Source organism: Polaromonas sp. P5_D5 (assembly GCF_054049435.1).
The window spans coordinates 176,222-197,717 of the sequence record NZ_JBFUMJ010000001.1 but is presented as its reverse complement, the minus strand read 5'-3'; the positions used below and the strand labels follow the sequence as shown (position 1 = coordinate 197,717).

Annotated in this window: 22 protein-coding genes; 6 read left to right on the top strand and 16 right to left on the bottom strand. The window is 63.0% G+C overall.

All coding sequences use genetic code 11. The features are described 5' to 3' along the window. Positions 1 to 485 precede the first annotated feature (485 nt). The 9 genes from ACXJKE_RS00985 to ACXJKE_RS00945 all read right to left on the bottom strand — a co-directional run bounded on the left by ACXJKE_RS00985 (position 486) and on the right by ACXJKE_RS00945 (position 11,640). On the bottom strand, positions 486 to 3,590 hold the full coding sequence (locus ACXJKE_RS00985; RefSeq protein WP_457278709.1) for an efflux RND transporter permease subunit: 3,105 nt from the start codon (positions 3,588 to 3,590) through the stop codon (positions 486 to 488). 78 nt (positions 3,591 to 3,668) lie between these two features. Further along, positions 3,669 to 5,237, bottom strand: a complete 1,569-nt coding sequence (locus ACXJKE_RS00980; RefSeq protein WP_457278708.1) for an efflux RND transporter periplasmic adaptor subunit — start codon at positions 5,235 to 5,237, stop codon at positions 3,669 to 3,671. Between the two features lie 308 nt (positions 5,238 to 5,545). Continuing rightward, positions 5,546 to 6,469 (bottom strand): ribokinase, encoded by a 924-nt coding sequence (locus tag ACXJKE_RS00975; RefSeq protein ID WP_457278707.1) that lies wholly within the window; start codon positions 6,467 to 6,469, stop codon positions 5,546 to 5,548. A 185-nt stretch (positions 6,470 to 6,654) separates the two neighbouring features. After that, positions 6,655 to 7,953 carry a TRAP transporter large permease gene (locus tag ACXJKE_RS00970; RefSeq protein WP_457278706.1) on the bottom strand — a complete coding sequence of 433 codons (1,299 nt, stop codon included), beginning with the start codon at positions 7,951 to 7,953 and terminating at the stop codon, positions 6,655 to 6,657. After that, positions 7,950 to 8,429, bottom strand: coding sequence for a TRAP transporter small permease (locus ACXJKE_RS00965; protein WP_457278705.1), 480 nt, complete (start codon positions 8,427 to 8,429; stop codon positions 7,950 to 7,952). Before ACXJKE_RS00965 ends, ACXJKE_RS00970 begins: the two co-directional genes overlap by 4 nt. 27 nt (positions 8,430 to 8,456) lie before the next feature. Further along, positions 8,457 to 9,473: a sialic acid TRAP transporter substrate-binding protein SiaP gene (locus ACXJKE_RS00960; protein ID WP_457278704.1), complete on the bottom strand. Its 1,017-nt coding sequence runs from the start codon at positions 9,471 to 9,473 to the stop codon at positions 8,457 to 8,459. Between the two features lie 71 nt (positions 9,474 to 9,544). After that, positions 9,545 to 10,477, bottom strand: a complete 933-nt coding sequence (locus ACXJKE_RS00955) for a dihydrodipicolinate synthase family protein (protein ID WP_457278703.1) — start codon at positions 10,475 to 10,477, stop codon at positions 9,545 to 9,547. Next, positions 10,474 to 11,190 carry a GntR family transcriptional regulator gene (locus ACXJKE_RS00950; protein ID WP_457278702.1) on the bottom strand — a complete coding sequence of 239 codons (717 nt, stop codon included), beginning with the start codon at positions 11,188 to 11,190 and terminating at the stop codon, positions 10,474 to 10,476. The genes ACXJKE_RS00955 and ACXJKE_RS00950 overlap by 4 nt, the downstream gene beginning before the upstream one ends. A gap of 3 nt (positions 11,191 to 11,193) precedes the next feature. After that, positions 11,194 to 11,640 carry an RbsD/FucU family protein gene (locus ACXJKE_RS00945; protein ID WP_457278701.1) on the bottom strand — a complete coding sequence of 149 codons (447 nt, stop codon included), beginning with the start codon at positions 11,638 to 11,640 and terminating at the stop codon, positions 11,194 to 11,196. A 154-nt stretch (positions 11,641 to 11,794) separates the two neighbouring features. On the opposite strand from ACXJKE_RS00945, the gene ACXJKE_RS00940 reads away from it, so the two are divergent. Genes ACXJKE_RS00940 through ACXJKE_RS00930 form a run of 3 tightly spaced genes read left to right on the top strand, consistent with a single transcriptional unit; the run spans position 11,795 to position 14,210 of the window. Then, positions 11,795 to 12,793 carry an aldo/keto reductase gene (locus ACXJKE_RS00940; RefSeq protein ID WP_457278700.1) on the top strand — a complete coding sequence of 333 codons (999 nt, stop codon included), beginning with the start codon at positions 11,795 to 11,797 and terminating at the stop codon, positions 12,791 to 12,793. After that, positions 12,790 to 13,626 carry an amidohydrolase family protein gene (locus tag ACXJKE_RS00935; RefSeq protein WP_457278699.1) on the top strand — a complete coding sequence of 279 codons (837 nt, stop codon included), beginning with the start codon at positions 12,790 to 12,792 and terminating at the stop codon, positions 13,624 to 13,626. Before ACXJKE_RS00940 ends, ACXJKE_RS00935 begins: the two co-directional genes overlap by 4 nt. A gap of 56 nt (positions 13,627 to 13,682) precedes the next feature. Further along, positions 13,683 to 14,210 (top strand): GNAT family N-acetyltransferase, encoded by a 528-nt coding sequence (locus tag ACXJKE_RS00930; protein WP_457279765.1) that lies wholly within the window; start codon positions 13,683 to 13,685, stop codon positions 14,208 to 14,210. Positions 14,211 to 14,312: 102 nt separating this feature from the next. Here the strand turns inward: ACXJKE_RS00930 and ACXJKE_RS00925 are convergent, their stop codons facing one another. From ACXJKE_RS00925 to ACXJKE_RS00900, 6 genes are all read right to left on the bottom strand, one after another. After that, positions 14,313 to 14,834 (bottom strand): hypothetical protein, encoded by a 522-nt coding sequence (locus ACXJKE_RS00925; RefSeq protein WP_457278698.1) that lies wholly within the window; start codon positions 14,832 to 14,834, stop codon positions 14,313 to 14,315. A 197-nt stretch (positions 14,835 to 15,031) separates the two neighbouring features. Beyond that, entirely contained in the window at positions 15,032 to 15,946 is a 915-nt protein-coding gene (locus tag ACXJKE_RS00920) for a hypothetical protein (protein WP_457278697.1), read from the bottom strand. Positions 15,947 to 15,952: 6 nt separating this feature from the next. Beyond that, positions 15,953 to 17,197: an MFS transporter gene (locus ACXJKE_RS00915; RefSeq protein ID WP_457278696.1), complete on the bottom strand. Its 1,245-nt coding sequence runs from the start codon at positions 17,195 to 17,197 to the stop codon at positions 15,953 to 15,955. Positions 17,198 to 17,249: 52 nt separating this feature from the next. Further along, positions 17,250 to 17,972: an aquaporin gene (locus ACXJKE_RS00910; protein ID WP_457278695.1), complete on the bottom strand. Its 723-nt coding sequence runs from the start codon at positions 17,970 to 17,972 to the stop codon at positions 17,250 to 17,252. Next, positions 17,963 to 18,415 carry an ArsI/CadI family heavy metal resistance metalloenzyme gene (locus ACXJKE_RS00905; RefSeq protein ID WP_457278694.1) on the bottom strand — a complete coding sequence of 151 codons (453 nt, stop codon included), beginning with the start codon at positions 18,413 to 18,415 and terminating at the stop codon, positions 17,963 to 17,965. The genes ACXJKE_RS00910 and ACXJKE_RS00905 overlap by 10 nt, the downstream gene beginning before the upstream one ends. Positions 18,416 to 18,492: 77 nt before the next feature. Continuing rightward, positions 18,493 to 18,855, bottom strand: coding sequence for an ArsR/SmtB family transcription factor (locus tag ACXJKE_RS00900; RefSeq protein ID WP_457278693.1), 363 nt, complete (start codon positions 18,853 to 18,855; stop codon positions 18,493 to 18,495). Positions 18,856 to 18,916: 61 nt separating this feature from the next. On the opposite strand from ACXJKE_RS00900, the gene arsC reads away from it, so the two are divergent. The 3 genes from arsC to ACXJKE_RS00885 all read left to right on the top strand — a co-directional run bounded on the left by arsC (position 18,917) and on the right by ACXJKE_RS00885 (position 20,495). Further along, complete coding sequence (gene arsC / locus ACXJKE_RS00895; protein ID WP_457278692.1) at positions 18,917 to 19,351, top strand: arsenate reductase (glutaredoxin); 435 nt, start codon at positions 18,917 to 18,919, stop codon at positions 19,349 to 19,351. Between the two features lie 337 nt (positions 19,352 to 19,688). Further along, entirely contained in the window at positions 19,689 to 20,057 is a 369-nt protein-coding gene (locus tag ACXJKE_RS00890; protein ID WP_457278691.1) for an RNA recognition motif domain-containing protein, read from the top strand. 207 nt (positions 20,058 to 20,264) lie between these two features. Continuing rightward, on the top strand, positions 20,265 to 20,495 hold the full coding sequence (locus ACXJKE_RS00885) for a hypothetical protein (protein WP_457278690.1): 231 nt from the start codon (positions 20,265 to 20,267) through the stop codon (positions 20,493 to 20,495). A gap of 90 nt (positions 20,496 to 20,585) precedes the next feature. On the opposite strand, the gene ACXJKE_RS00880 is transcribed toward ACXJKE_RS00885, so the two are convergent. Further along, on the bottom strand, positions 20,586 to 21,464 hold the full coding sequence (locus tag ACXJKE_RS00880; protein WP_457278689.1) for a LysR family transcriptional regulator: 879 nt from the start codon (positions 21,462 to 21,464) through the stop codon (positions 20,586 to 20,588). Positions 21,465 to 21,496 lie beyond the last annotated feature (32 nt).

Genomic DNA, 21,496 nt, shown 5'->3' with positions numbered 1-21,496 from the left:
CTGCGGTGCTCGGTCCAGGCGGGGTCTCGCTCGAACTCGCCTTCGGCTCAGACAATCGCGATCCCTGATCCGCCTGACCCTGCGCTCCTCGGCGCATACAGAAGGGGCGATCGGGAACGGGGACCGAAGACAAATACCAACAAGGACACGCCATGGCGTGTCCTTGTTTCTTCTGGTGTTCGGATTCCGGCATTCGGCAGTGGGCTGTTCGGTATTTCTGTTTCCACCCCCTTGTGGATGCGCCGAGGAGCGCAGGGCCAGACGGATCAGGGCAAAAACTTGTTTGAGCCGAAGGCGAGTTGTTTTTGACCCCGGCTGGACCGAGTACCGCAGGTTGCCCCGGAGCGAAGCGCAGGGGACGCAGGAACCAGGGTCGCCTTTTCTTTGCTTACTTTCTTTTGGCGAAGCAAAAGAAAGTGAGTTGCCGCCGGCAACCCCGGCCCCGGGACAAAGCACACCCCGAAAGAACGAAAGAGCAACAGGCCTCACGCGGAAACCTCCTTCTCTTTCCCTTTCCCCCGAAACCTCCGCCCCAACCGGTCAAACGCCAAATAAATCACCGGCGTCGTAAACAGCGTGAGCACCTGACTCACAATCAGCCCGCCAAAAATCGCCAACCCCAGAGGCCTCCGCAATTCAGCGCCTTCGCCGAAGCCCAGCATCAAGGGCACGGCAGCAAACAGCGCCGCCAGCGTCGTCATCAGGATGGGCCGAAAGCGCAGCAGCGCGGCCTGGTGGATGGCGTCCTGCGGTGACTTGTCCTGGTTGCGTTCGGCGTCGATCGCGAAGTCAATCATCATGATGGCGTTCTTCTTCACGATGCCGATCAGCAGGATGATGCCGATGATGCCGATCACCCCGAGGCCTGACCCGCTGATCATCAGCGCCAGCAGCGCGCCCACGCCGGCGGAGGGCAGGGTCGAGAGGATCGTCAGCGGGTGGATGTAGCTTTCATACAGCACACCCAGCACGATGTAGACGCAGATCACGGCCGCCAGGATGAGCCAGAGCTGGTTGGACAGCGAGGCCTGGTAGGCGCCCGCCGCGCCCAGAAAGGTCATGGTCACGCTGGCTGGCATGGCGATGTCTTTGGCGGCCTCCCGGATCTCGTCGACCGCCTTGCCCAGCGAGACGCCGGGCGCCGTGTCAAAACCCAGTGTGGTGGCCGGGTACTGGGCCACGCGGGTAACCTGCAGCGGGGCCGCTTGCTCCGTGATGGTGGCAATGGCCGACAGCGGTGTTGGCGTGCCGGAGCCGGTTTTGAGTTGCAGGCTGCCCAGCGATGCGGGCGTGCGCAAGGAGTCGGGCATGGCTTCGAGGATCACGCGGTACTGGTTGGTCTCGGTGAAGATGGTCGAGACAATGCGCTGGCCGAATGCGCTGTAAAGCGCGTCGTCAATGGACGAGGTCGTGACGGCCAGGCGCGACGCGGTATCGCGGTCTACCGTGATGTAGGCCCCTGCGCCGCTGGAGCCTGCATCGGACGACACGTTGCGCAGGCTTTCGAGCTGCCGCATGCGCTGCGTGAGTTTGTTGGCCCATTCCACTACGGTGGCGTTGTTCGAGCCTTCGAGCGATACGCGGAACTGCGTGGGCCCGGTTTCAGCGTCGATGGTCAGGTCTTGCGTGGGTTGAAGGTACAGAGTAACCCCGGCTACCGCGGCGGCTCGCCGCTGCAGCCGGTCCATGGTTTCCTGCTGGCTGCCGGTGCGCTCTTTTTTCAGGTTGATCAGCATGCGGCCGGTATGCAGCATGGTGTTGTTGGCCGCATCCACACCAATGAAGGAGCTCAGCGTCTCGACGTCGGGGTCTTCCAGGATGGCCTTGGCCGTGGCCTGCTGCAGCGCGGCCATGCGGTCGTAGGACACCGACTGTGCGGTTTCCACGCGAGCCTGCAGCTGGCCGGTGTCCTGCGTCGGGAACAGGCCCTTGGGGATCAGTACATACAGCAACACCGTGAGCAGCAGGGTGGCCAGCGCCACCAGCAGCGTGGCGCCCTGGCGTTTGAGCACCCAGGTGAGCCACACGTCGTAGCGTGCGATCACGTCGTCAAAAAAAAGCTGGAGCCGCGCGCCCGCCTGGGCCATGCGGCCTTCGCCCGCCGTTTCCGGCACGTGCTTGAGCCATCTCGCCGACATCATGGGAACGAGGGTGAGCGACACCACGGCCGAGATCAGGATGGTGATGGCCAGCGTCACGGCAAACTCGCGGAACAGCCGGCCGACCACGTCACCCATGAACAGCAGCGGAATCAAAACCGCGATCAGCGACACCGTCAGCGAAATGATGGTGAACCCGATCTGCGTTGCGCCCTTGAGGGCTGCAGCCATCGGCTCTTCACCTTCCTCGATGTAGCGCGAGATGTTTTCGATCATCACGATTGCGTCGTCCACCACAAAGCCGGTGGCGATCGTCAGCGCCATCAGGCTCAGGTTGTTGAGGCTGTAGCCCAGCAGGTACATCAGGCCGCAGGTGCCGACGAGTGAAATCGGCACGGCCAGACTGGCGATCACGGTGGCGCGCAGGCTGTGCAGGAAAGCAAAGATCACCAGCACGACCAGCAGCACGGCCAGCAGCAGTTCAATTTCCACATGCATCACCGAAGCGCGTATGCCGGTCGTGCGATCGCTCAGAACATCGACCCTGAGGGAGGTGGGCAGGCCGGCCTGCAGTTCGGGCAGGCGTGCCTTGATGGCATCCACCGTGGCAATGACGTTGGCGCCGGGCTGGCGCTGCACATTGAGGATGATGGCTGGTTTCAGACCAGACCATGCGCCCAGCTTGATGTTCTCGGCGCTGTCCACCACCTGTGCCACGTCGGACACGCGTACCGCCGCGCCGTTGCGAAAGGCAATGATGAGGTTTTTGTAGTCGGCCGCGGCGACCAGCTGGTCGTTGGAATTGATCGAATAGGACCGTGTGGGGCCGTCGATGCTGCCCTTGGCGCCGTTGGCATTGGCTGCGGAGATCGCAGTGCGCAGTGAATCAAGCCCGAGGCCGTAGGAAGCCAGCGCCCGCGTGTCGGCCTGGATGCGCACTGCGGGACGCTGCCCGCCACTGAGTGACACCAGCCCCACGCCATTGACCTGGCTGATCTTCAGGGCCAGCCGGGTGTTGACGATGTTCTGCACCTCCGTTAGCGGCATGGTGTCGGAGGTGATGGCCAGTGTCAGCACCGGGGCATCGGCCGGGTTGACCTTGGCATAGACGGGCGGGGCGGGCAGGTCAGCCGGCAACAAGGAACCGCCGGCGTTGATGGCGGCCTGCACCTGCTGCTCGGCGACGTCCAGCGCCAGGCCCAGGCCGAACTGCAACGTGACGATGGAGACACCAGCGGCGCTGGTGGAGCTCATGCGCGAGAGGCCGGCCATCTGGCCGAACTGGCGTTCCAGCGGCGCTGTCACGGTCTGCGCCATCACTTCCGGGCTCGCGCCGGGATACAGCGTCTGCACCTGGATGGTGGGGTAGTCGACCTGCGGCAACGCCGACAGCGGCAAAAACTTGAAACCCACCAGGCCGGCCAGCACGATGGCCACCATCAGCAGCGAAGTGGCTACCGGGCGCAGGATAAAGGGGCGTGAGGGGCTCATTCAATAACCTTCGTGCTTCGCACTGCGATGCTATTTGCCTTGGGAACGGCCCGGCGGCTCATTCGTGAGAGTCCCGGGTCATTGCACCGGCCGTTCGCCCTGGCGGCGGTCCTTCATGCCTTGCCAGCGCGCCAGGGCTTCCGGGTCGCCCTTGTCGATCTGCTCCAGGAAGCGCTTGCGGCGTTCCAGCGCGACCGGGTCGTCCTTGACCTGGTCGAGCATGCGCTGGCGCTGCTCGGCCGTGGGGCCGGCGATGGAAGGCGGCGCAGCGCCGGGCTGCAGTGCTGCTGCCGGCGGCGTGGAAGGTGCCGCTGCCGGTGCGCTGCCTGCGGTGTCGGGTGCGGGGCGCTGGCGCCCGGCCGCGGAAGCGCCGCCGCCCGGTGCACTGGCGCCGCGGCGCTTGCCGCCCATGCCGGCGCCGGGTGTGTCGCCTGGCAGCACCACACTGGCGCCGTCCTTCAGGCGGTCGGCGCCTTCGGTGATCACGCGCTCGCCGGCCTTCAGCCCGGAGGTGATCACGATTTTTTCGGCTGTGGCCTGGCCGCGCTGCACCGGCCGCAGGGATACCGTACGGTCGGCGGCGTTCAGCACATAAACGTAGTCGCCGGTGCTGCCCAGGCGTACGGCGGTGACGGGCACCACCACCGCGTCTTCCAGTGTCTTGACCTGCAGCTGCACGTTCACGAACTGGCTGGGGAACAGCGTGAGCTTGCTGTTGGCAAAGCGCGCTTTGGCCCGTACAGTGCCGGTGGTGGTGTCCACCTGGTTATCGAGCGAGGCAAAAACGCCGGTATCGAGTGTGGCGGTGCGCGTGCGATCCAGCGCAACGACTTTCATGGCAGTGCTTCCAGCGGCGTTTTGCTGCAGCTCGCCCGCCCGGTCCTGCGGGACGGAGAAGACCACGTCAATCGGGCTGACCTGGGTAATCAGGGCAATGCCGTTGGCGTCGCTGTTACTCACCACATTGCCGACGTCCACAGTGCGCAGGCCCACGCGCCCACTGACGGGTGCCACCACGCGGGTGTAGCCCAGGTTGAGCCGCGCTGTGCCTTCGTTGGCCTTGTCGATGACGACTGTGCCTTCCAGCTGCTTGACCAGTGCGGCCTGCGTGTCGACTTCCTGCCGTGCAATCGAGTCCTGCTCGAGCAGGGTCTTGAAGCGCTGCAGGGTGACGCGGGCGCTGTCCAGCTGGGCCTCGTCGCGCTGGCGCTGGCCCACGGCCTGCATCAGCGCCATCTCAAACTGGCGCGGGTCGATGGTGGCCAGTAGTTCACCAGCCTTGACCATCTGGCCTTCCTTGAACAAAACCTTTTCCATCACGCCGGAAACCTGTGGCCGCACCCTGACCGTGGCCTGGGGAGTGACGGTGCCCAGGGCTTCCAGGACGATCGGGATGCTGGCCTTCTCGGCGGTGGCGACGCCTACCGTGGTGGCCGGTGCGCCGCGCCTGAAGGCTCCGCCAGGACCGCCTGGGCCGCCGCCGGTTGGAGTGTCTGTGGAGGGATGGGTGAGGTGCCAGGCCAGCCAGCCGGTGCCGGCCAGTGCCAGCACGGCGATCACGCTGCCGATGATGGACGCGCGGCGGCTCAGTCGTTTACGGGATGGGGTAGGGGCGCCGCTTTCCGGCGTCTCGGCTTTCGGGTCCATCAGCTGTCCTTGGTGCCCGCTACGCCAGACGGGCCGGCGCAGCATTTTTTTGTGTTTGATGGTGATTCATGCGCCGGCAGCCAAAGCCCTCGGGTCCACCTGACGGCGCACAATAATTATCACTGCAAGCCCTGGGGGCGCAGATAAAGCGCCTGAAAGAGGCGCGTAAATATCCGGTAAAGCGGCGATTGGCCTACACGGTTGCGGGCAACAACAGGAAGTCGAGCTGAATTGGCCTGTCGCTATTGTTTTAATAGCTGCTTGCGCCCGTTTTCATTGGGCTACAGCCATTTTTTTAATAACAACGACTACGCAAGCAACGCCGCGGTTTCTGCGGAGGACGGCATGCCGTCGATGGCGCCGTGCCGCGTAACGGACAACGCGGCAGCCGCGTTGCCCCACTGCATGGCAACAGACAGCGGTTCTCCGCGCGCCAGCGCAGCGGCCAGCGCGCCGGTGAAGGTATCGCCCGCGCCTATGGTGTCGCGCACTGCCATGGGGCGGCCCGGCAGTGAAACGGGCGGCTTGCCGGCCTGGAAGAGCCGGCAGCCGTCAGCGCCCAGCGTGACGAGCACGGCGCGTGTACCGCGGTTGAGCAACCGCAGGGCAGCGTCGTCCACCGAACCGGCAGGCGCTGCACCGGCCAGCAGGTAGAGTTCATGTTCATTGGGCGTGAGCACATCGACCAGCGCCAGAAGCTCGTCTGACAGGGGGCGAGCAGGTGCGGGGTTCAGTATGGTGATGGCGCCTGCCCCGCGGGCCAGGCGAAACGCCTCCAGCGTGGCGTCTGCAGGCACCTCGCACGAAGCCATCACGACGCGGCAAGCGCCCAGCACCTGCTGCGCGGCCTGCGCATGCCGCGCGGCCAGGCCTTTGCCGGCACCGGGATACACCGCAATGCTGTTGTCGCCGTCCTCGTAGACGAGGATTTGCGCAACGCCGCTGCGCTCACCGGCTACTTGCTCGACGTGTGTGGTGGCTATGCCTTCGTCCTGCCAAAGCTTCATCCCCATGCGCCCGAAGTCGTCGTCCCCGATACGTGCAATCAGTGCCACGTGCGCGCCCTGGCGGGCAGCGGCCACCGCCGCATTGCTGCCCTTGCCGCCCGGGCTGATGCTGAAATCGGTGGCCATCAGCGTTTCACCGCGCGCGATGGGCCGCTCGACGCGGGAGATAAGGTCAGCGTTCCAGCTGGCAACGCAAACGACCTCGGCATTCAATTCGTCATTCATATTGCAATATCAGAGGTGAAGAGAATCCCAAAAACCGAGAGACGCCGCGGAACCGGCTTTGCCGGGCCGCTAGCGTCGCCCCTCGAGGGGAAGGCGCCGCAGGTGCCTCGGGGGGAGTCATTTTCTCCGGGCCGCTGGCGTCGCCCCCTTGAGGGTGGAGGCGCCGCAGGCGCTTCGGGGGTGGATCATTTTCCGCCATAGCCCATGGTTTGTGGCAGCCAGAGAACGATCTGCGGGAAGCAAGTCATGGCCAGCAACAGCAACAACAGCATGACGAGGAAAGGCCAGCCTTCCTTCATCATTTCGCCGATGGGAATGCCGGTAAGGGCTTTCGTCACGAACAGCAGCATGCCGAAAGGTGGGTGGATCAGCCCGATCATCATGTTGAGCACGACCAGCACGCCGAAGTGCACCAGGTCGACGCCCAGCAGCTTGGCCGCCGGCAGCAGCATGGGCACAAACACCAGCAGCAGCACTGACACATCAAGGAAGCAGCCCAGCACCAGGAACATGACGTTCACCATCAGCAAAAAGCCGATCTGTGAAAAATGCATGCTGTCGACCCACGCGGCCATGGCCTGCGGCACGCCTTCGGCGGTGAAGGCGTAGTTGAGCATGAAGGAGCCGGCCAGGATCATGGTGATCACCGCGCTGGCGCGTGTGGATTCCATGACCACGACCCAGAAGCTGCGCCACGTCAATGCGCGGAACACCAGCGCCGCCAGGATCAATGCATGCAGCGCGGCCACGGCGGCGGCTTCGGTCGGCGTGAAGATGCCGGAGTAAATGCCGCCCAGCAGCACGATGGGCATGGACAACGGCAGCGCACCACGGAAGATCAGGCCGGCCCATTCCGAGCGTGGCACAGGTTCGTCGCGTGGCATGTTGCGCTTTTTCGCGATGACCGCGACCACGCCCATCATCAGCCCGGCCATCAGGAAGCCCGGCACCACGCCGCCCAGGAAGAGCGCGCCGACCGAAGCGCCCGACACCAGCGCGTAAATCACCATGGGGATCGACGGCGGGATGATGGGGCCCAGCGTGGCGCTGGCCACCACCACCGCGCCGGCAAAGCCGCGCGTGTATTCCGGTTTTTTCAGCATCTGGCGAATCGTGACCAGGCCGGGACCGGCCGCGTCGGCGATTGCACTGCCGCTCATGCCCGAGAAAATCACGCTGACCAAAATGTCCACCTGCGCCAGGCCGCCGCGAAAGCGGCCCACCAGGATGCGGCAGAAGTCAAAAATCCGTTCACTGACCGTGCCCGCGTTCATGATGTTGGCGGCGAACACAAAAAGCGGCACCGCCAGCAGCACGTAGCTGTTGTAAAGGCCGTTGCCGATCTGCTCGGCCACCAGGCCGATGTCCTGGCCCTTGACCACGAGGTAGCCGATGCCCGCCGCGATCATCGAAAAACCGATGGGCATGCGCAGCAGCATGCCGCCCGCCAGCACCCCAACCAATACCCAGATAGCGCTTGTCATATCCGCAGCTCCGCTTCAAGACCCTTGCCCCGGATCGCGTTCCAGATCGCCCAGGCCGAGCGCACCGCCAAAGCGGCGAGCAGCAGCACAAAAGGCATGAAGACCCATTGGAAAGACACACCCAGAACGGGCGTTCCTTCGCGAGCCATGAAATGCACATAGTCCCAGCAGCCCGGAATGCCCCAGGCCGCCAGGCCACCCACGATCAGGTTGCCGGTAATCGCCATGGCCTGGCGGCCGCGGTAGGGCATGTTGTTCCAGACCAGGTCGAACACCACATGCTCGCGCTCAGGCACCACCACGGCGGCGGCCCACAGGATGACCCAGACATAGAGGATCACGGCTGCCTCATCCGTCCAGGCCAGCGGCTTGTTGAAGAAAAACCGCGCCGTGATCTGGATCACGAACACGATGAACAGGGTCAGGAAGAGTCCGCCGCCAATCAGATTGGCGGTTTTTTGGAGCCAGCTTTTCATGGTTGTTTTCAGGGAACTCTGCAGGAATTACTTCGTGCTGTTGATGCGCTCAAGCAGGCCTTTGGGCCACGCCTTGGCGTACTCGGAGTTCTGGTAAGTCGTCTGCACCGTCTTGCGGAAAGCGTCCACATCGGGTGTCGTAACGGTCAGGCCTTCCTTCTTGAAGAATTCGACGAGCTGGCCTTCTTCCTTGATGCGGTTTTCATTGTTGTAGGTGGAAGCAGCCTGTGCAGCGGCCTTGACCTTGGTTTTTTGCGTCGCGTTCATGGCGTTGTAAGCCTTGTTCGAAATCGCAATGAAGATGCCGTCCACCAGATGGCTGGTCAGCACGATCTGCTTGGTCACTTCATAGAATTTCGCCGCGCGCACGGAGGGCAGGGGGTTGTCCTGGCCGTCGATGGTGCCGGTCTTCAGGCCCAGGTAAACCTCGCCAAAGGCCAGCGGTGTGGGCGTGGCGCCCAGTGCTTCGCCCAGGAACAGCCATTCCTTGGAGCCGGGCATGCGCAGCTTCACGCCTTTGAGGTCAGCCGGAACCTTGACGTTGCGAGCTTCGCGCAGGTTGACCTGGCGTGTGCCGAGGTACACGGTGGACAGCGGCGTCACTTCCATTTTTTCGGAGACCAGCTTGAACATCTCGGTGCCGATGGGGCCGTTGAACACCTTTTGCTGGTGGTCCGGGTCGCGCACGATATAACCGGCCGTGAAGATCGAGAACTCGGGAATCAGCTTGGCGATGTCAAAAGCGGAAATCGACGACAGCTCAAGGTTGCCGCGCGCCATGGCGGCTGGCTCTGTGCCCTGCTTGAAGAGCGATGCATTCAGGTTGATCTGCACGTCGAACTCGCCGGGCGCGCTTTTTTCAAGGTTCTCCTTGAAGACCGTCCACATCTTGGCGTGCCAGTCATCCGGCACGGCCGGCGTGGAAACGCGCAGCACGACCTTGTTCTGTGCCTGTGCGGCGGGCAGCAGGGCGCCCATCAGCAGCACGGCGGAAGCGGTGCCCAGCAGGCTGCGGCGGAAAATACCTTTGAGGGAAGCTGTCATGTTGTCTCCTTACTTTGTCGTTAAGTCGCGTGAAATTATTGAAACCGTACCGGGCCCAGCCCGGCGTGGCGTCACTCGGATTTTGTATTAATCCCGAAGGCGCTGATGGTTTTTTCCAGTGCCGTGTATTCATCGGGTGTCAAAGCTACCAGCGGTGCGCGCACGCGCAGCCAGGTCTTGTCGCCGCTCAGCATGGCCATGATCCCTTTGAGCGCGGGCATCAGTGAATAGGGTCCCAGCATGCCGATGAGCTCGACAACGCGTTCGCGTTCAGCGGGGGTAGTGGGGGCGTCGGGCTCCGTGACCAGCCGCTTGACCAGGCGCGGCATGAAATTGGCCAGGCCGCTGATGGCGCCGGTGCTGCCGCGGCGGCCCATCTCCGGCAGGTCGGGCTCGAACCCGACATACACCGTCATCTCCTTCATGAACGCATCGGACAGGCCGACCGAATGTGCGGTGGTGCAGGCGCTGTCCTTGATGCCGACGATGGTGTCCGGGTACTGCTTCTTGAGCGTGCTGATCACATGGTGCGACAGCGGAACGCCTGTGACCTGTGGGATGTGATACAGGTATAGCTTGAAGGGTGTGCCGGCCATGCCGTCGATCACAAAGCGGTAGCTGTCGATGATGCCCTGGTCGGACACGCCCTTGAGGAAAAACGGCGGCAGCATCAGGCAGCCGTGCACCCCCGCCTTGACGGCGTGGCGCGTCAGCTCCAGCGTTTCGGGCAGGGCGGCGCAGCTGGTTGACACCATGATCTGCGCGGCCGGGATGCCGTTCTTGATGAGCTGGTCAATGGCTTCCTTGCGCTCTGCCAGGGAAAAAGACGGTCCTTCGCCAGTGGTACCGAAAGCGGTCACACCGGGGCAACCGCTGGCGATCAGCGCCTTGCAATGGGCTGCGAATTTTGCGTGGTCAATGTTCAGGTCGGCCGTGAGTGGCGTCAGCAGGGCGGGCCAGATACCGCGAAACGATTTTTCGGCGGCGGGGAAAGAACTCGTCATTCAGGGGTCTCCAAAGACCACGGCATATCGGGCCGCGGCAGTCCTAGCACACGTCGGTGCGCGCTTTCAATGTGGTGGCTCAGGCGTTCGATCACGGCAGGCGCGTCGCGCCGCTTGAGGGCGTCGATAAACCAGAGGTGCTCTTCCATCGCTGGAATCAGCACGTCGGGTGAAAGGGTCGAGCCTTCGAGCTTGATCAGCCGCACCCGCAGGCTGTTGATGCGGTAGACCTCGGAGATCAGCTCATTGCCCAGTGCGTCGATCATCAGGTCGTGCAGGCCCCAATCCACCGCGGTGGCGTCCTTGAGCAGGCTGTCGTCAATGGCCTTTTTCCGCGCACGCTTGACGATGTTCAGGTGTGCCTGCTCGATGGCTGCGAGGTCGGCGTCCGACACGGTGGTGACAAAGCGGGTGGCGGCCTCGCGCTCCAGCAGGCGGCGCAGCTGAAATGCGTTGTTGATCAGTTTGAGGTCCACGTGGGCGACCTGCAGGCCGCGCTGCGGCACGGTCTTGAGCAGGCCCTCAGCCTCCAGGCGGGGAATCAGCTCACGCACGGCGCCCAGCGGCATGCCCAGCAGCTGCATCAGCTCACGTTGCGAAACAAACTGCCCGGGGCGAATGTTGGCATCGACGATCTGCTGCTGAAAGCTCTCATAGGCCTGCGCACGCAGGCTGATGGGCGGGGCGTGAGGCGCTTGCGCCGTACTGCTCATGGGTCAGCCCGCGTCGCTGGATATGACGCCCTTGCGCAGCAGGATGTTGCCGTACTTGCGCTGCTCGCCCGTCTGCAGGATCAGGAAGGCCGCTTCGGTGCGCGCATAAAACTCAAACCGTTCCAGCGTGGCGGCTGGCCGCTCGGCCGCCTGGGCCAGCAGCGCGGAAAATTCGGCGACAGGGGCGGGCACAGCGCCGGCATCACCCACCACCTGCATTGTCCAGGCAGCGTCGCGCACGTAGTTGTCCAGCGGCAGAAGTTGCAGCACGGCCTGCAGCGCCTGCGGCGACGTGACGCCCGCCAACTGCACTAGCCGGGCGCCCCCCCGGGCCGCCACGGCAGCGGCTGGAAAGTTGGCGTCCACGATGGCGACGTCATCCCCATGGCCCATGCTGCAGAGTCCATGCAGTGCGTCAGGGATCAACAGTGGCGGAATATTCTTGAGCATGCGTTGGGGGCGAGGTAGTGATAGGCAATAGCCCAGATCCGCCCGGCTTTTCAGGCTGCGGGTTTCTCCGGGTTGGATGACTGACATGTTAGCTATAACATTGCTGAACTTTTATTGGTGTTTACCCGGAACTGCGGTTTGCCGGCATGTTGAAATGACTTCCACCTTTTCCAGTCTCACATCCCTTCGGCTCGGGCTCGGCGGCGCGCCGCTGGGGAACCTGTTTTCGGCCGTCAGCAACGAAGAGGCGAAGGCATTGGTGGATGCCGCCTGGGCCGGCGGCTGCCGCAGTTTTGACACGGCACCGCACTACGGCCATGGGCTGTCGGAGCGGCGGATGGGCGACGCACTGCGCTCGCGGCCACGGGACAGCTTCACCCTGTCCAGCAAGGTCGGCCGCATCCTGACACCTGACGGGCGTGCCGCGACCGCCCAGCACGGCTATGTCGACATCCTGCCTTTTAACCAGCATTGGGACTTCAGCGCTGGGGGCACGCGCCGCAGCGTGGAAGACAGCCTCCAGCGGCTGGGCATGTCCCGGCTCGACAGCGTCTACATTCACGACCCGGATGCACAGACCCATGGCACCAATGCGAATGCTGTGCTGCGTCAGCTGATTGACGAAACGTTGCCGGCACTGCAGCAACTGAAACGCGAAGGCCTAGTACGCGCCATCGGGCTGGGCACCAATGATGTCGGCGTCGTACTGGACGTATTGCGCGAAGCCGAGCTGGATGTGCTGATGCTGGCCGGCCGCTACAGCCTGCTGGACCACAGTGCGCTGCCCGTTTTGCTGCCGCAGTGCCTGGCGCGCGGCGTGCGCATCGCACTGGGTGGTGCATTTAACTCGGGCATTCTTGCTACCGGGACGCGCGGCGGTGCTGCAACTTTCAACTACGCGCCGGCCGCGCACGAATGGCTGGAGCGGACCGCGAAAATTGAAGGGGTTTGTGAAGCGCACGGTGTTCCACTGCGCGCCGCTGCGCTGCAGTTTCCGCTGGCACACCCGGCCGTGCACAGCCTCATGCTGGGTGCCCGCAAAGCCGGCGAATGGACGGACGCCGTGGCCATGATGGCGCACCCCATCCCGCCGGAGTTCTGGACAGCGCTGCGCACGCAGTGCCTGCTGCCCGCCGAGGTGCTGACGCCATGACATCGTTTCCGGTGATTGACGCGCACTTTCATTGCTGGCAGCTGGCGCGTGATGACTACGGCTGGCTGACACCGGAGCTGGCGCCGATCTACCGCGATGTGGCCGTGAAGGACTGGCAGGCGCAGTCTGCGCCATTGGGTGTGCGGGGCGGCGTGCTGGTGCAGGCCGCAGCCACTGAAGCCGAAACACATTTTTTGCTGACGCAGGCCGATGCGAGCCCCGGTGTGCTGGGTGTGGTCGGCTGGGTGGACATGCTGGCGCCCGACGCGCCTGCCCGCATAGCGGCGCTGGCCCGCCACCCCCGGCTCAAGGGACTGCGCCCGATGCTGCAGGACATTGCCGATGCGCAATGGATACTGCAGCCTGCGCTGGCGCCGGCCCTGCATGCGATGGTGGAATGCGGCCTGGTGTTCGATGCGCTGGTCAAGCCTGTGCACCTGCCGCATATCGTGACACTGGCGCGCCGGCACCCGGATTTGCGCATGGTGATAGACCATGCCGCCAAACCTGACATCGCTGCGGGCCAGTGGCAGCCTTGGGCCGACGACATGCTGCGCGTTGCCGGCGAGACACAGGCCTATTGCAAACTGTCGGGCCTGATGACCGAGGCCGGGCCGAAGCCGGCTGCCGGCGCTGTCACGCGCTGGGGCAAGCGCGTGCTCAAAAGTTTTGGTGAGCAGCGTGTGGTGTGGGGCAGTGACTGGCCCGTGCTGGAACTGGCCGGCAGCTACGCGCAGTGGTGGGGCGAGACGCAACAATTGCTTGCGCCGCTCGACGTAGCGAGCCAGGCGGCCGTCATGGGTGGCAACGCCAGAGAGTTGTACTGGCTTTAAATCCCGGTTTGCGCTCTGCTTTGCGCGCCGTCTTTAGAATCATCCGATTGTCTGCACTGAAAGCGCATCGCGTGACCGAATCCTCCAACCCTTCCGAAAGCCCGCTGCAGGTTTGCCGCGCCGATTATCACAACCCCGTGCATGCCGCCGCTGTCGTGCAATTGCTCGACGCCTATGCGCAAGACCCGGCCGGCGGCGCCAAGCCGCTCAGCGATTTCGCCAAAGACAACCTCGTCAGTGAACTCGCCAAACGCCCGCATGCCTTCAGCGTGCTGGCCTTTAGCGGCGACAAGGCTGTCGGCCTCATCAACTGCATTGAAGGTTTTTCCACCTTCGCCTGCCGCCCGCTCGTCAACATCCACGACGTGGCCGTGCTGCCAGGCCACCGTGGCCAGCGTATCGGCGAGAAGATGCTCACGCTGGTGGACGAGATTTCACGCGAACGCGGCGCCTGCAAACTGACGCTCGAAGTGCTGCAGGGCAACCGCAGCGCCATCAAGCTTTATGAACGCATCGGCTTTGCCGGCTACCAGCTGGATCCGGCCATGGGCCAGGCGCAGTTTTTCCAGAAGTGGCTGGAGTGAATATTTCAGGCGCCTTGGTCGCCCGCATCGGACGGATCCCGCGGCAACATCAGCACCGCAAAAGCCACCAGACCCAGCGCCGTTGAAAATCTGATCGTGTCCTCACTTGGGCGGGTCTGCGGCCGCCTTCCTGGGGCCAACCTGCCACAGCACGCCGAACGAAATCAGTCCCCCAAGCACCGGCAACAGAAGAGGCAGAAGACCGAACACGGCCCAACTGCGACCAAACGATGCAGCTGCGTGGCCCAACTGAACGTGAAAGACGGCGAAGAGCACCAGCATCGCAGTTAAGCGATAGGACGCGTACTCTTTGCCCACCGACTCAGGGAATAGGAAAACGCAAGCCAGCATCAGCATGAAGGTCCAACGTGCCCATTGGAGACTGTGCCCCGTCGTGGCGCCAGGAACCAGCGCAGCGGCGGGATCAGTTGCCGCATCGGAGGAAGCCATTCGGGTGGGCCCGGCTCCATCCGTCAGCTTGTCGCGCCGCTCTTTCATGTAACTGTGGATGAACACCGTCCCGATGAACGCCAGCAGCAGGCCCCACGTAATTCCGCCTACACCACCGATAGCGGTCGCCAAGGCCGCAAAGAGGACGATGAAAACAAGGGTACGCGCAAGCATGTTCATAAGAGTCGCTTCGGTCAATAGAGTGATCGTGAAGCCGCTACCAGTGTGTGAGGCCTCTGCCGGCTTTTGGCCGATAGCCGCCATCTTACTGAGGTCCGGCTCGGGCCCAAAGCGGGCTTCTCGCTCGCTGATTACAGACTCGGCTTTGGCGCGACGAGTCTTCGCTCGCGCCAAAGCCGACTGAATTTCGCCTAACAATCAGGTATGACTTCATTCGTCTTTGCGACAAATTCGTAGACGAATTGAGAGCCGCTTGTGGCGGTCCTCAATCTCAGTCTTGCTGTCGTCAGTGCCGGAAGGACATCGGTTGCCGGATCAGTGTGGGTCTGGCGGTTCTTACGCAAGACGACCCGAATCTTCGGAGCGTCGGCAGGGACCTCTTGAATCGGGAGGTCTCTGCCGTGACTCAATCCATACCAAAACTGCGACTTGGACGGTTCGCTTTCCACCGATACCGGTGGCAACCAGTTAGAGAACTTATCGGCGGAAACGATTGACGGTAGCCTGAACCAAAAGGTGGGCGCGCTGGCCCCGGGCTCAATATCCGCATTTAGCAAAGCGACTCTAATCGCCACGTAGTTTCTGGCCGGGTATCCGTAGCCCTTCTCATACACAGGCTGCCCACTGATTGTGGAGTCCTCGACGGGGACGAATCCAGCGCCAAAACTGAATCCCCCGTCCCTGTTCAGTGCCTCTCCGAAGCTAATTCCGTAACTTCTAACCGATCGCGGATCATTTACCACCCTGGGGTCGTCGAAGGGCGCGGCACGTCGAATTGTCTTTGGTGCGAGCTCCAGTTGCTGCTTCGAATACCTTGTGAACATTGGATGATTCTCAAGTTGATCGAGCTCAAGATCGTTGAAGTAGATTCGCTTGCCCGGAACGCACACCTGAACTCTGACTTCTGGCTCTGCCTGAGGGGTAGTTCCCTGCGATTGAGCGTTCGTGGCGCACCCCAGTGTCATGCTGAGCACCAGCACTCCTGCATGGTGAGCCCAATTTTTGGGCGCGAAGGTCATGCGATCCGCGAATCCCTGATCGAATTTTTCTTTGCCTCGCATGCGTTTGCCCTTGGTGAATGTCCGCTTCTGAGTGATCGTGGACATGCTAGCTCAATCTCTGTGCCGGGCTGTTGCAGAGGAAGGGTCTTGCAGCGCCATCAGCGCCGCAAACGCCACCAGCCCCAGCGCCGCTGAGAACCACAGCGCGCCGCTGCCAAAACGGTCAATCCCCAGGCCAAACAGCCAGGGTGCTGTGGCCTGCGCAAAGCGGGCTGGCACCATCAGCAATCCCTGGCGCGCGCCGTAATCCCGCACGCCGAACAGCACCAGCGGCAGCGTGCCCTTGGCAATCGTCAGCACGCCATTGCCGGCGCCGTGCAGCAGGGTGAACACCGCCCCTGCCGGAATTCCAAAAAACAGGAACACCATCGCGCCCAGCGTGTGCAGGCTGCCGGCCACCCGCGCCGACACCAGCGGGTGGATGTTGCGCAACAGGCCGTATTCGAGCAGCCTGCCCGCAACTTGCGCGGGACCGACCAGTCCGGCAAATACCAGCGCGGTGGCCAGCGGTACGCCATGGGCTTGCAACAGCCGTGGCAGGTGTGCGGCCATGGCCGTGCTGATGAACCAGGTGACGGCAAACACCAGCGCCAGCAGGACTGCGGTGCGGGTGCTGCTGGAGACGGAGGAGGTGAGAGAAGAAGTGGATGTGGATGGTGCGGACGCAGCGGCGGGCGCCAGGGCATCGGGCGGGCTTGCGCCTGAATGAGACTCGGTGGGAATGCCTGACGCGGGCGAAGCCGGAAGCCGCCAGTTCAGCGGCAGCCCCACCAGCAAGTGCAATGCGGCCCAGACCAGACAGGTCGCACGCCAGCCCCATTCAAGCTCCAGCCAGGTCGACAAGGGCCAGCCCACCGTGCTGGCAAAACCGGCAAACAGGGTGATTCCGGTGATGGCGCCGCGAGCGTCTTTGCCGTACAAATGCACCAGCGCGGCAAAGGCCGCTTCGTACAGGCCCGCGGCCATGGCCACACCCAGGATCACCCAGCCGGCAAACAGGCCCACCGGCCCCTGTGCCAGGGCCAGCACCAGCAGGCCGGCGGCAAAAATCAGGCTGTTCGCGGCCAGCACCGGCCTTCCGCCGTGCTGGTCAATGGCCTTGCCCGCAGCCGGGCCCAGCAATGCGGAGACCACCAGCGCAGCAGAAAAAGCAGCAAATACGTTGGGCGTGCCGACGCCGAGGTCGCGCGCCATGGGCACCGCCAGAATTGCCGGCAGGTAGTAGCTGGAGGCCCACGCCAGCGTCTGTGCGATGCCCAGCTGGACGACGGTGGCAGAACGGCTTTTCGGTGTCACAGCCACAAGGGTACCAAGGACGGACGCGGTGCCTTGATTCGCCGCCTGCGTTTCAGCCTTGGCTCACCGCCTGCTGCCGGCCGAGCGCATGGTGCAGGGCGACGCCCGCCAACGCACCGGCAGCCTGGGCAGCCACAAAGCCCGCTGCACTGGCGGGCGCGATGCCGGCAAAACTGTCTGACAACATGCGTCCCAGCACGGCGGCCGGGTTGGCAAACGAGGTGCTGGCGGTGAACCAGTACGCTGCGCCGATGTAGCAGGCGACCAGCGCCGGCGCCTTGGCCGCAGGGGCGCGCAGCACGACAAAAATCAACCCGCCCGTGGCGACCGCTTCGGCTAGCCACTGACCCCAGCTGCTGCGCAGTTTGGTACTGAACTGCAGCACGCTCATGTCAAACATGGCATGGGCCAGCCAGGCTCCGGCTACAGCGCCCAGTAGCTGGAATGCTATAAAAAGAATAGCTGCTTGCGCCCGTCTCTTATGGGTTGCAGGGCCTTTTGACCACATAACAAGGGTGACCAGCGGGTTGAAGTGCGCGCCACTGACGGGCCCGAGCAGCTCGATCAGCACGTACAGCGCCCACACGGTGGCCAGTGTGTTGGCCAGCAGGGCCACACCCATGTTGCCGCCGCTCAGGCGTTCGGCCATGATGCCCGAGCCGATGACTGCGCAGAGCAGGGCGGCGGTGCCGATGAATTCCGCCAGTGCCTGACGCGCGAGCGAGGGCGCGTCAGGGGGGCGCGGTGCCTCCGCTACGGCAGGGCTTAACAGCACGCCGCTTTTGTGCTGGAAGCTGCGCCAGCGGGCGCGGCGCAGCAGGCCTTGCCGGCGGCGGGCTTGGCTTCGCTGAACACTGGAATGCTGTCCAGCGTATGGAACTGCTCCCAGGCGATGCCTTGCGGGTCAGTCAGCCAGTATTTGTCGCTGCGGGCGTAGCAGCAGGTGGTGGGGCCTTCGTCGAGCAGTGTCATGTCGGCGCGGGTGGCGCTGGCTTTCAGGGCGGCCAGTTCCTCGGGTTTGTCCACCTGAATGCCCAGGTGATCCACCCCCGGCGCACTTCCCCGGGTAGAGATGGCAAAGTTGACCGGCGGGTCGTTGAGCATCCACTTGGCATAGTCGGCCTCGGTGCGGGCAGGCTGCTGGTCAAACATGGCCGAGTAAAAGGCGATGTTCTGCTCGAGATCTTTCACGTGGACGTGGACATGGAAGCGTTTCATGGGGCTCTCCTTGGGTGGTTGTGTTGGATTGGCTCTGTGCGTGATGGAGGTGGTGGCGTGCAATCGCGTAGTGGCGTTCAGCAGTTGCTGCAATCGGCCTTGGTGGCTACCTCGCAAGTGCCGCCTTCGCAGCAGTGCTCTGTCAGGTAGCCGAGCAGCGCATTCATTTGCCCGAAGTTGGCGCGGTAGATCAGGTTGCGCCCGCGTGCCTCGCTGTTGACGAGGCCGGCGTGTGAGAGCTCTTTGAGATGGAAAGACAGGGCACTCGGTGCGACGCCCAGTTGTTCGGCCATCGCGCCCGGCGTCAATCCCTCAGGCCCGGCGACGACGAGGGCGCGGAACGCGCGCAGGCGCTGGGCTTGCGCCAGCGCTGCCAGGGCCTTCACAGCAGAACCTTCCTCAAGCGGGGGAAAATCAAGGTTTAGGATTAATGCTTCCATAATTCAAATATAATTGAATTATTGAATCGATGCAACCGATCCTTTTTCAGGAGTGAAACTTATGCCTTCCGCCGTCACGATTTACCACAACCCCCAATGCGGCACGTCGCGCAATGTGCTGGCGCTGATCCGCAATGCCGGCATCGAACCCGAGGTCATCGAATACCTGAAAACCCCGCCAACGCGGGAGACGCTGCGGGAGCTGGTCGCGCAGATGGCGGTGCCGGTGCGGGAGGTGGTCCGGCAAAAGGAGGCCGTCTACAAGGATCTGGGCCTGGACGACGCCACGCTGGCCGACGAAGCCCTGATCGACGCGATGCTGGCCCATCCCATCCTGATAAACCGGCCCATCGTCGTCACGCCGTTGGGCACGCGCCTGTGCAGGCCTTCGGAAGCCGTGCTGGACATCCTGCCCATGCCGCAGCGGGGTGCGTTCAGCAAGGAAGACGGTGAACAGGTCGTCAATGACAAAGGGGAGCGTGTGGCGGGCCGCTGAGCTTCCCAGCCTCAACGCAATGCAGTCCGGGCCGTTCGACTGCCCGGCCGGTAGCACGGTCTGTCCATGGTCATGCATAGGCGGCAATGTCGTCTTTTCGGTCATTTCCGCTGTTTAACCGGGGGAATGGGCACCTGATTTGACAAATGCTGTGCTTATAGGCCCAAGAATGCTGGTGCCCCCGCGTTTCCTCACGCATAATCGGGAGGTGCGGCTGCCATTGCATTCGCACAGGTTAGGTGATCGGTCAGTTTCGCGCGCTACGGCGGTACTTTTTAGGTTTGTTGTGCTTTCGGGACCCCATCGCTTTTGTTTTATGTATTTTTGAGGAGTCCCCATGGGCAATAAACTTTACGTCGGCAATCTGCCATACACGGTCCGCGACGAAGACCTGCAACAATCTTTCGGCCAATACGGCTCTGTCTCCAGCGCCAAAGTCATGATGGAACGTGACACCGGCCGCTCCAAAGGTTTCGGCTTTGTCGAAATGGGCAACGATGCCGAAGCACAAGCTGCAATTTCCGGCATGAACGGCCAGTCGCTCGGCGGCCGCAGCATCACCGTGAATGAAGCCCGTCCAATGGAAGCACGTCCTCCACGTAGCGGCGGCTTCGGCGGCGGCGGTGGTGGCGGCTACGGTGGTGGCGATCGTTCCGGCGGTGGCGGCTACGGCGGCGGCGGCGGTGGTGGTCGCGGCGGCTACTAAGCCCTGCAAACCCCGTCAACGGCAGAGATGCCGTTGCCAACCCGCTCTCTCGGCGTTACGTTGAGAACAGCATAAAAGGCTTCAGAACTTCGGTTTTGAGGCCTTTTTTCTTTGGGGCTGGGTAATATTTACCTGCGGGCACTTTGCCGGGCGGTCACAACGTTTGCACTTCAGTGTGCAGGGTGTTTCGTGGCCTAATGCCCCTCTATGAAGGTTCACAAGGTGCACGACGCGACCATCCTCATGCTTGGTGACAGTCCTCCACCGGGCGACTTCGATCTATGCATCTATGAGGCAGAAGACGGCGACGGATGGCAAGGCTTTGTTGCCGGGCGCGCCGGGTCAGCCAGTGCGGAATTTCGGCTTGCAAGTGCCTCGGCTACCTATGAAGCCGCACTGGCCAGCTGGATGGAGTCCAACCGGGGTCATGGCCGATGACCATCTGGACGGCATCTGGCACGACGGTGATGAGCCTCCGGCAGCATCTCCCGGCGCCACAAGCGCTGCCGATCTTGATGGCAAAAAACTTTATGGAACAGGCGGCGACAGGGCCTCGCGAAGACATCTTTCCAGGGCCTGCGTGACGCGCCGGCGGGAACTCATGCCTTTGCGCAGGATGCCGATCTCGCGGTAAAAAGTCTTTTCACCCAGGGAGATTGCGCGCACACCCGGTGGCATGGGCAGGTAGGCCTCCACCATCGGCACTAGCGCAACTCCCAGGCCTTCGGCGACAAGGTTCATCAGACCCGTGATCTCGTCAAGCTCGATGGAGTCCTGCACCGCCAGTTTGTTCTCGCGCAGGAACCGGGTCACCAGACGCCCACCGAAAGACGTGCGCTCGTAGCGCAAAAAAGGCTGCGACTGGAGCAATGCGCGCCAGTCCCGCCCTTTGATTTCCTTGTGCACGAGCAACTTGAAGGGTTCGTACATCAAGGTTTGCCAGGTCATTTCCGGCAGGATGCCGAACGGAGGCCGGATCATCACCGCCGCGTCGATCTCAGCACTGTCGAGCTGGTCCATCAGCTTCATGGACACGCCGGGGGCGATATGGACGGGCAGTTTCGGGTTTTCCTTCCTCAGTGCCGCCAGCGCACGGGGAAGCACCGAAGACTGAACAGATGCAATGGCGCCGATCCGCAAGGTGCTGGCAAGCTCGTCATCGGTGCCCGCATCGCCCAGCTTTGAGAACAGCAGAACAATCTCTTCGGCACGCGCGAGCACCCTGGCACCCTCTTCGTTGAGCACTGCGGAACGCCGTGTCCGGTCAAAGAGCGCCAGCCCGAGGGATTCTTCCAGCCGCTGGATCTGGCTGCTCACGGCGGACTGGGTCAGTCCAATCTGGCCGCCGGCGGCAGAAAAGCCTCCGTAACGCACCACCGCGATCAGGGTTTTCAATTCGGTAATCACACGGGTTTCTCGTTAATTCATCGAAATTATTG

Bases quoted from the DNA above. Each gene is read 5' to 3' on its own strand.
- ACXJKE_RS00890 (WP_457278691.1), top strand. From the start codon at position 19,689: ATGGGCAATAAACTTTACGTCGGCAATCTGCCATACACGGTCCGCGAC.
- ACXJKE_RS00960 (WP_457278704.1), bottom strand. From the start codon at position 9,473: ATGACAGCTTCCCTCAAAGGTATTTTCCGCCGCAGCCTGCTGGGCACC.
- ACXJKE_RS00955 (WP_457278703.1), bottom strand. From the start codon at position 10,477: ATGACGAGTTCTTTCCCCGCCGCCGAAAAATCGTTTCGCGGTATCTGG.
- ACXJKE_RS00980 (WP_457278708.1), bottom strand. From the start codon at position 5,237: ATGGACCCGAAAGCCGAGACGCCGGAAAGCGGCGCCCCTACCCCATCC.
- ACXJKE_RS00950 (WP_457278702.1), bottom strand. From the start codon at position 11,190: ATGAGCAGTACGGCGCAAGCGCCTCACGCCCCGCCCATCAGCCTGCGT.
- ACXJKE_RS00925 (WP_457278698.1), bottom strand. From the start codon at position 14,834: ATGCTTGCGCGTACCCTTGTTTTCATCGTCCTCTTTGCGGCCTTGGCG.
- ACXJKE_RS00965 (WP_457278705.1), bottom strand. From the start codon at position 8,429: ATGAAAAGCTGGCTCCAAAAAACCGCCAATCTGATTGGCGGCGGACTC.
- ACXJKE_RS00905 (WP_457278694.1), bottom strand. From the start codon at position 18,415: ATGAAACGCTTCCATGTCCACGTCCACGTGAAAGATCTCGAGCAGAAC.
- ACXJKE_RS00885 (WP_457278690.1), top strand. From the start codon at position 20,265: ATGAAGGTTCACAAGGTGCACGACGCGACCATCCTCATGCTTGGTGAC.
- ACXJKE_RS00985 (WP_457278709.1), bottom strand. From the start codon at position 3,590: ATGAGCCCCTCACGCCCCTTTATCCTGCGCCCGGTAGCCACTTCGCTG.
- ACXJKE_RS00970 (WP_457278706.1), bottom strand. From the start codon at position 7,953: ATGACAAGCGCTATCTGGGTATTGGTTGGGGTGCTGGCGGGCGGCATG.
- ACXJKE_RS00900 (WP_457278693.1), bottom strand. From the start codon at position 18,855: ATGGAAGCATTAATCCTAAACCTTGATTTTCCCCCGCTTGAGGAAGGT.
- ACXJKE_RS00945 (WP_457278701.1), bottom strand. From the start codon at position 11,640: ATGCTCAAGAATATTCCGCCACTGTTGATCCCTGACGCACTGCATGGA.
- arsC (WP_457278692.1), top strand. From the start codon at position 18,917: ATGCCTTCCGCCGTCACGATTTACCACAACCCCCAATGCGGCACGTCG.
- ACXJKE_RS00920 (WP_457278697.1), bottom strand. From the start codon at position 15,946: ATGTCCACGATCACTCAGAAGCGGACATTCACCAAGGGCAAACGCATG.
- ACXJKE_RS00975 (WP_457278707.1), bottom strand. From the start codon at position 6,469: ATGAATGACGAATTGAATGCCGAGGTCGTTTGCGTTGCCAGCTGGAAC.
- ACXJKE_RS00935 (WP_457278699.1), top strand. From the start codon at position 12,790: ATGACATCGTTTCCGGTGATTGACGCGCACTTTCATTGCTGGCAGCTG.
- ACXJKE_RS00940 (WP_457278700.1), top strand. From the start codon at position 11,795: ATGACTTCCACCTTTTCCAGTCTCACATCCCTTCGGCTCGGGCTCGGC.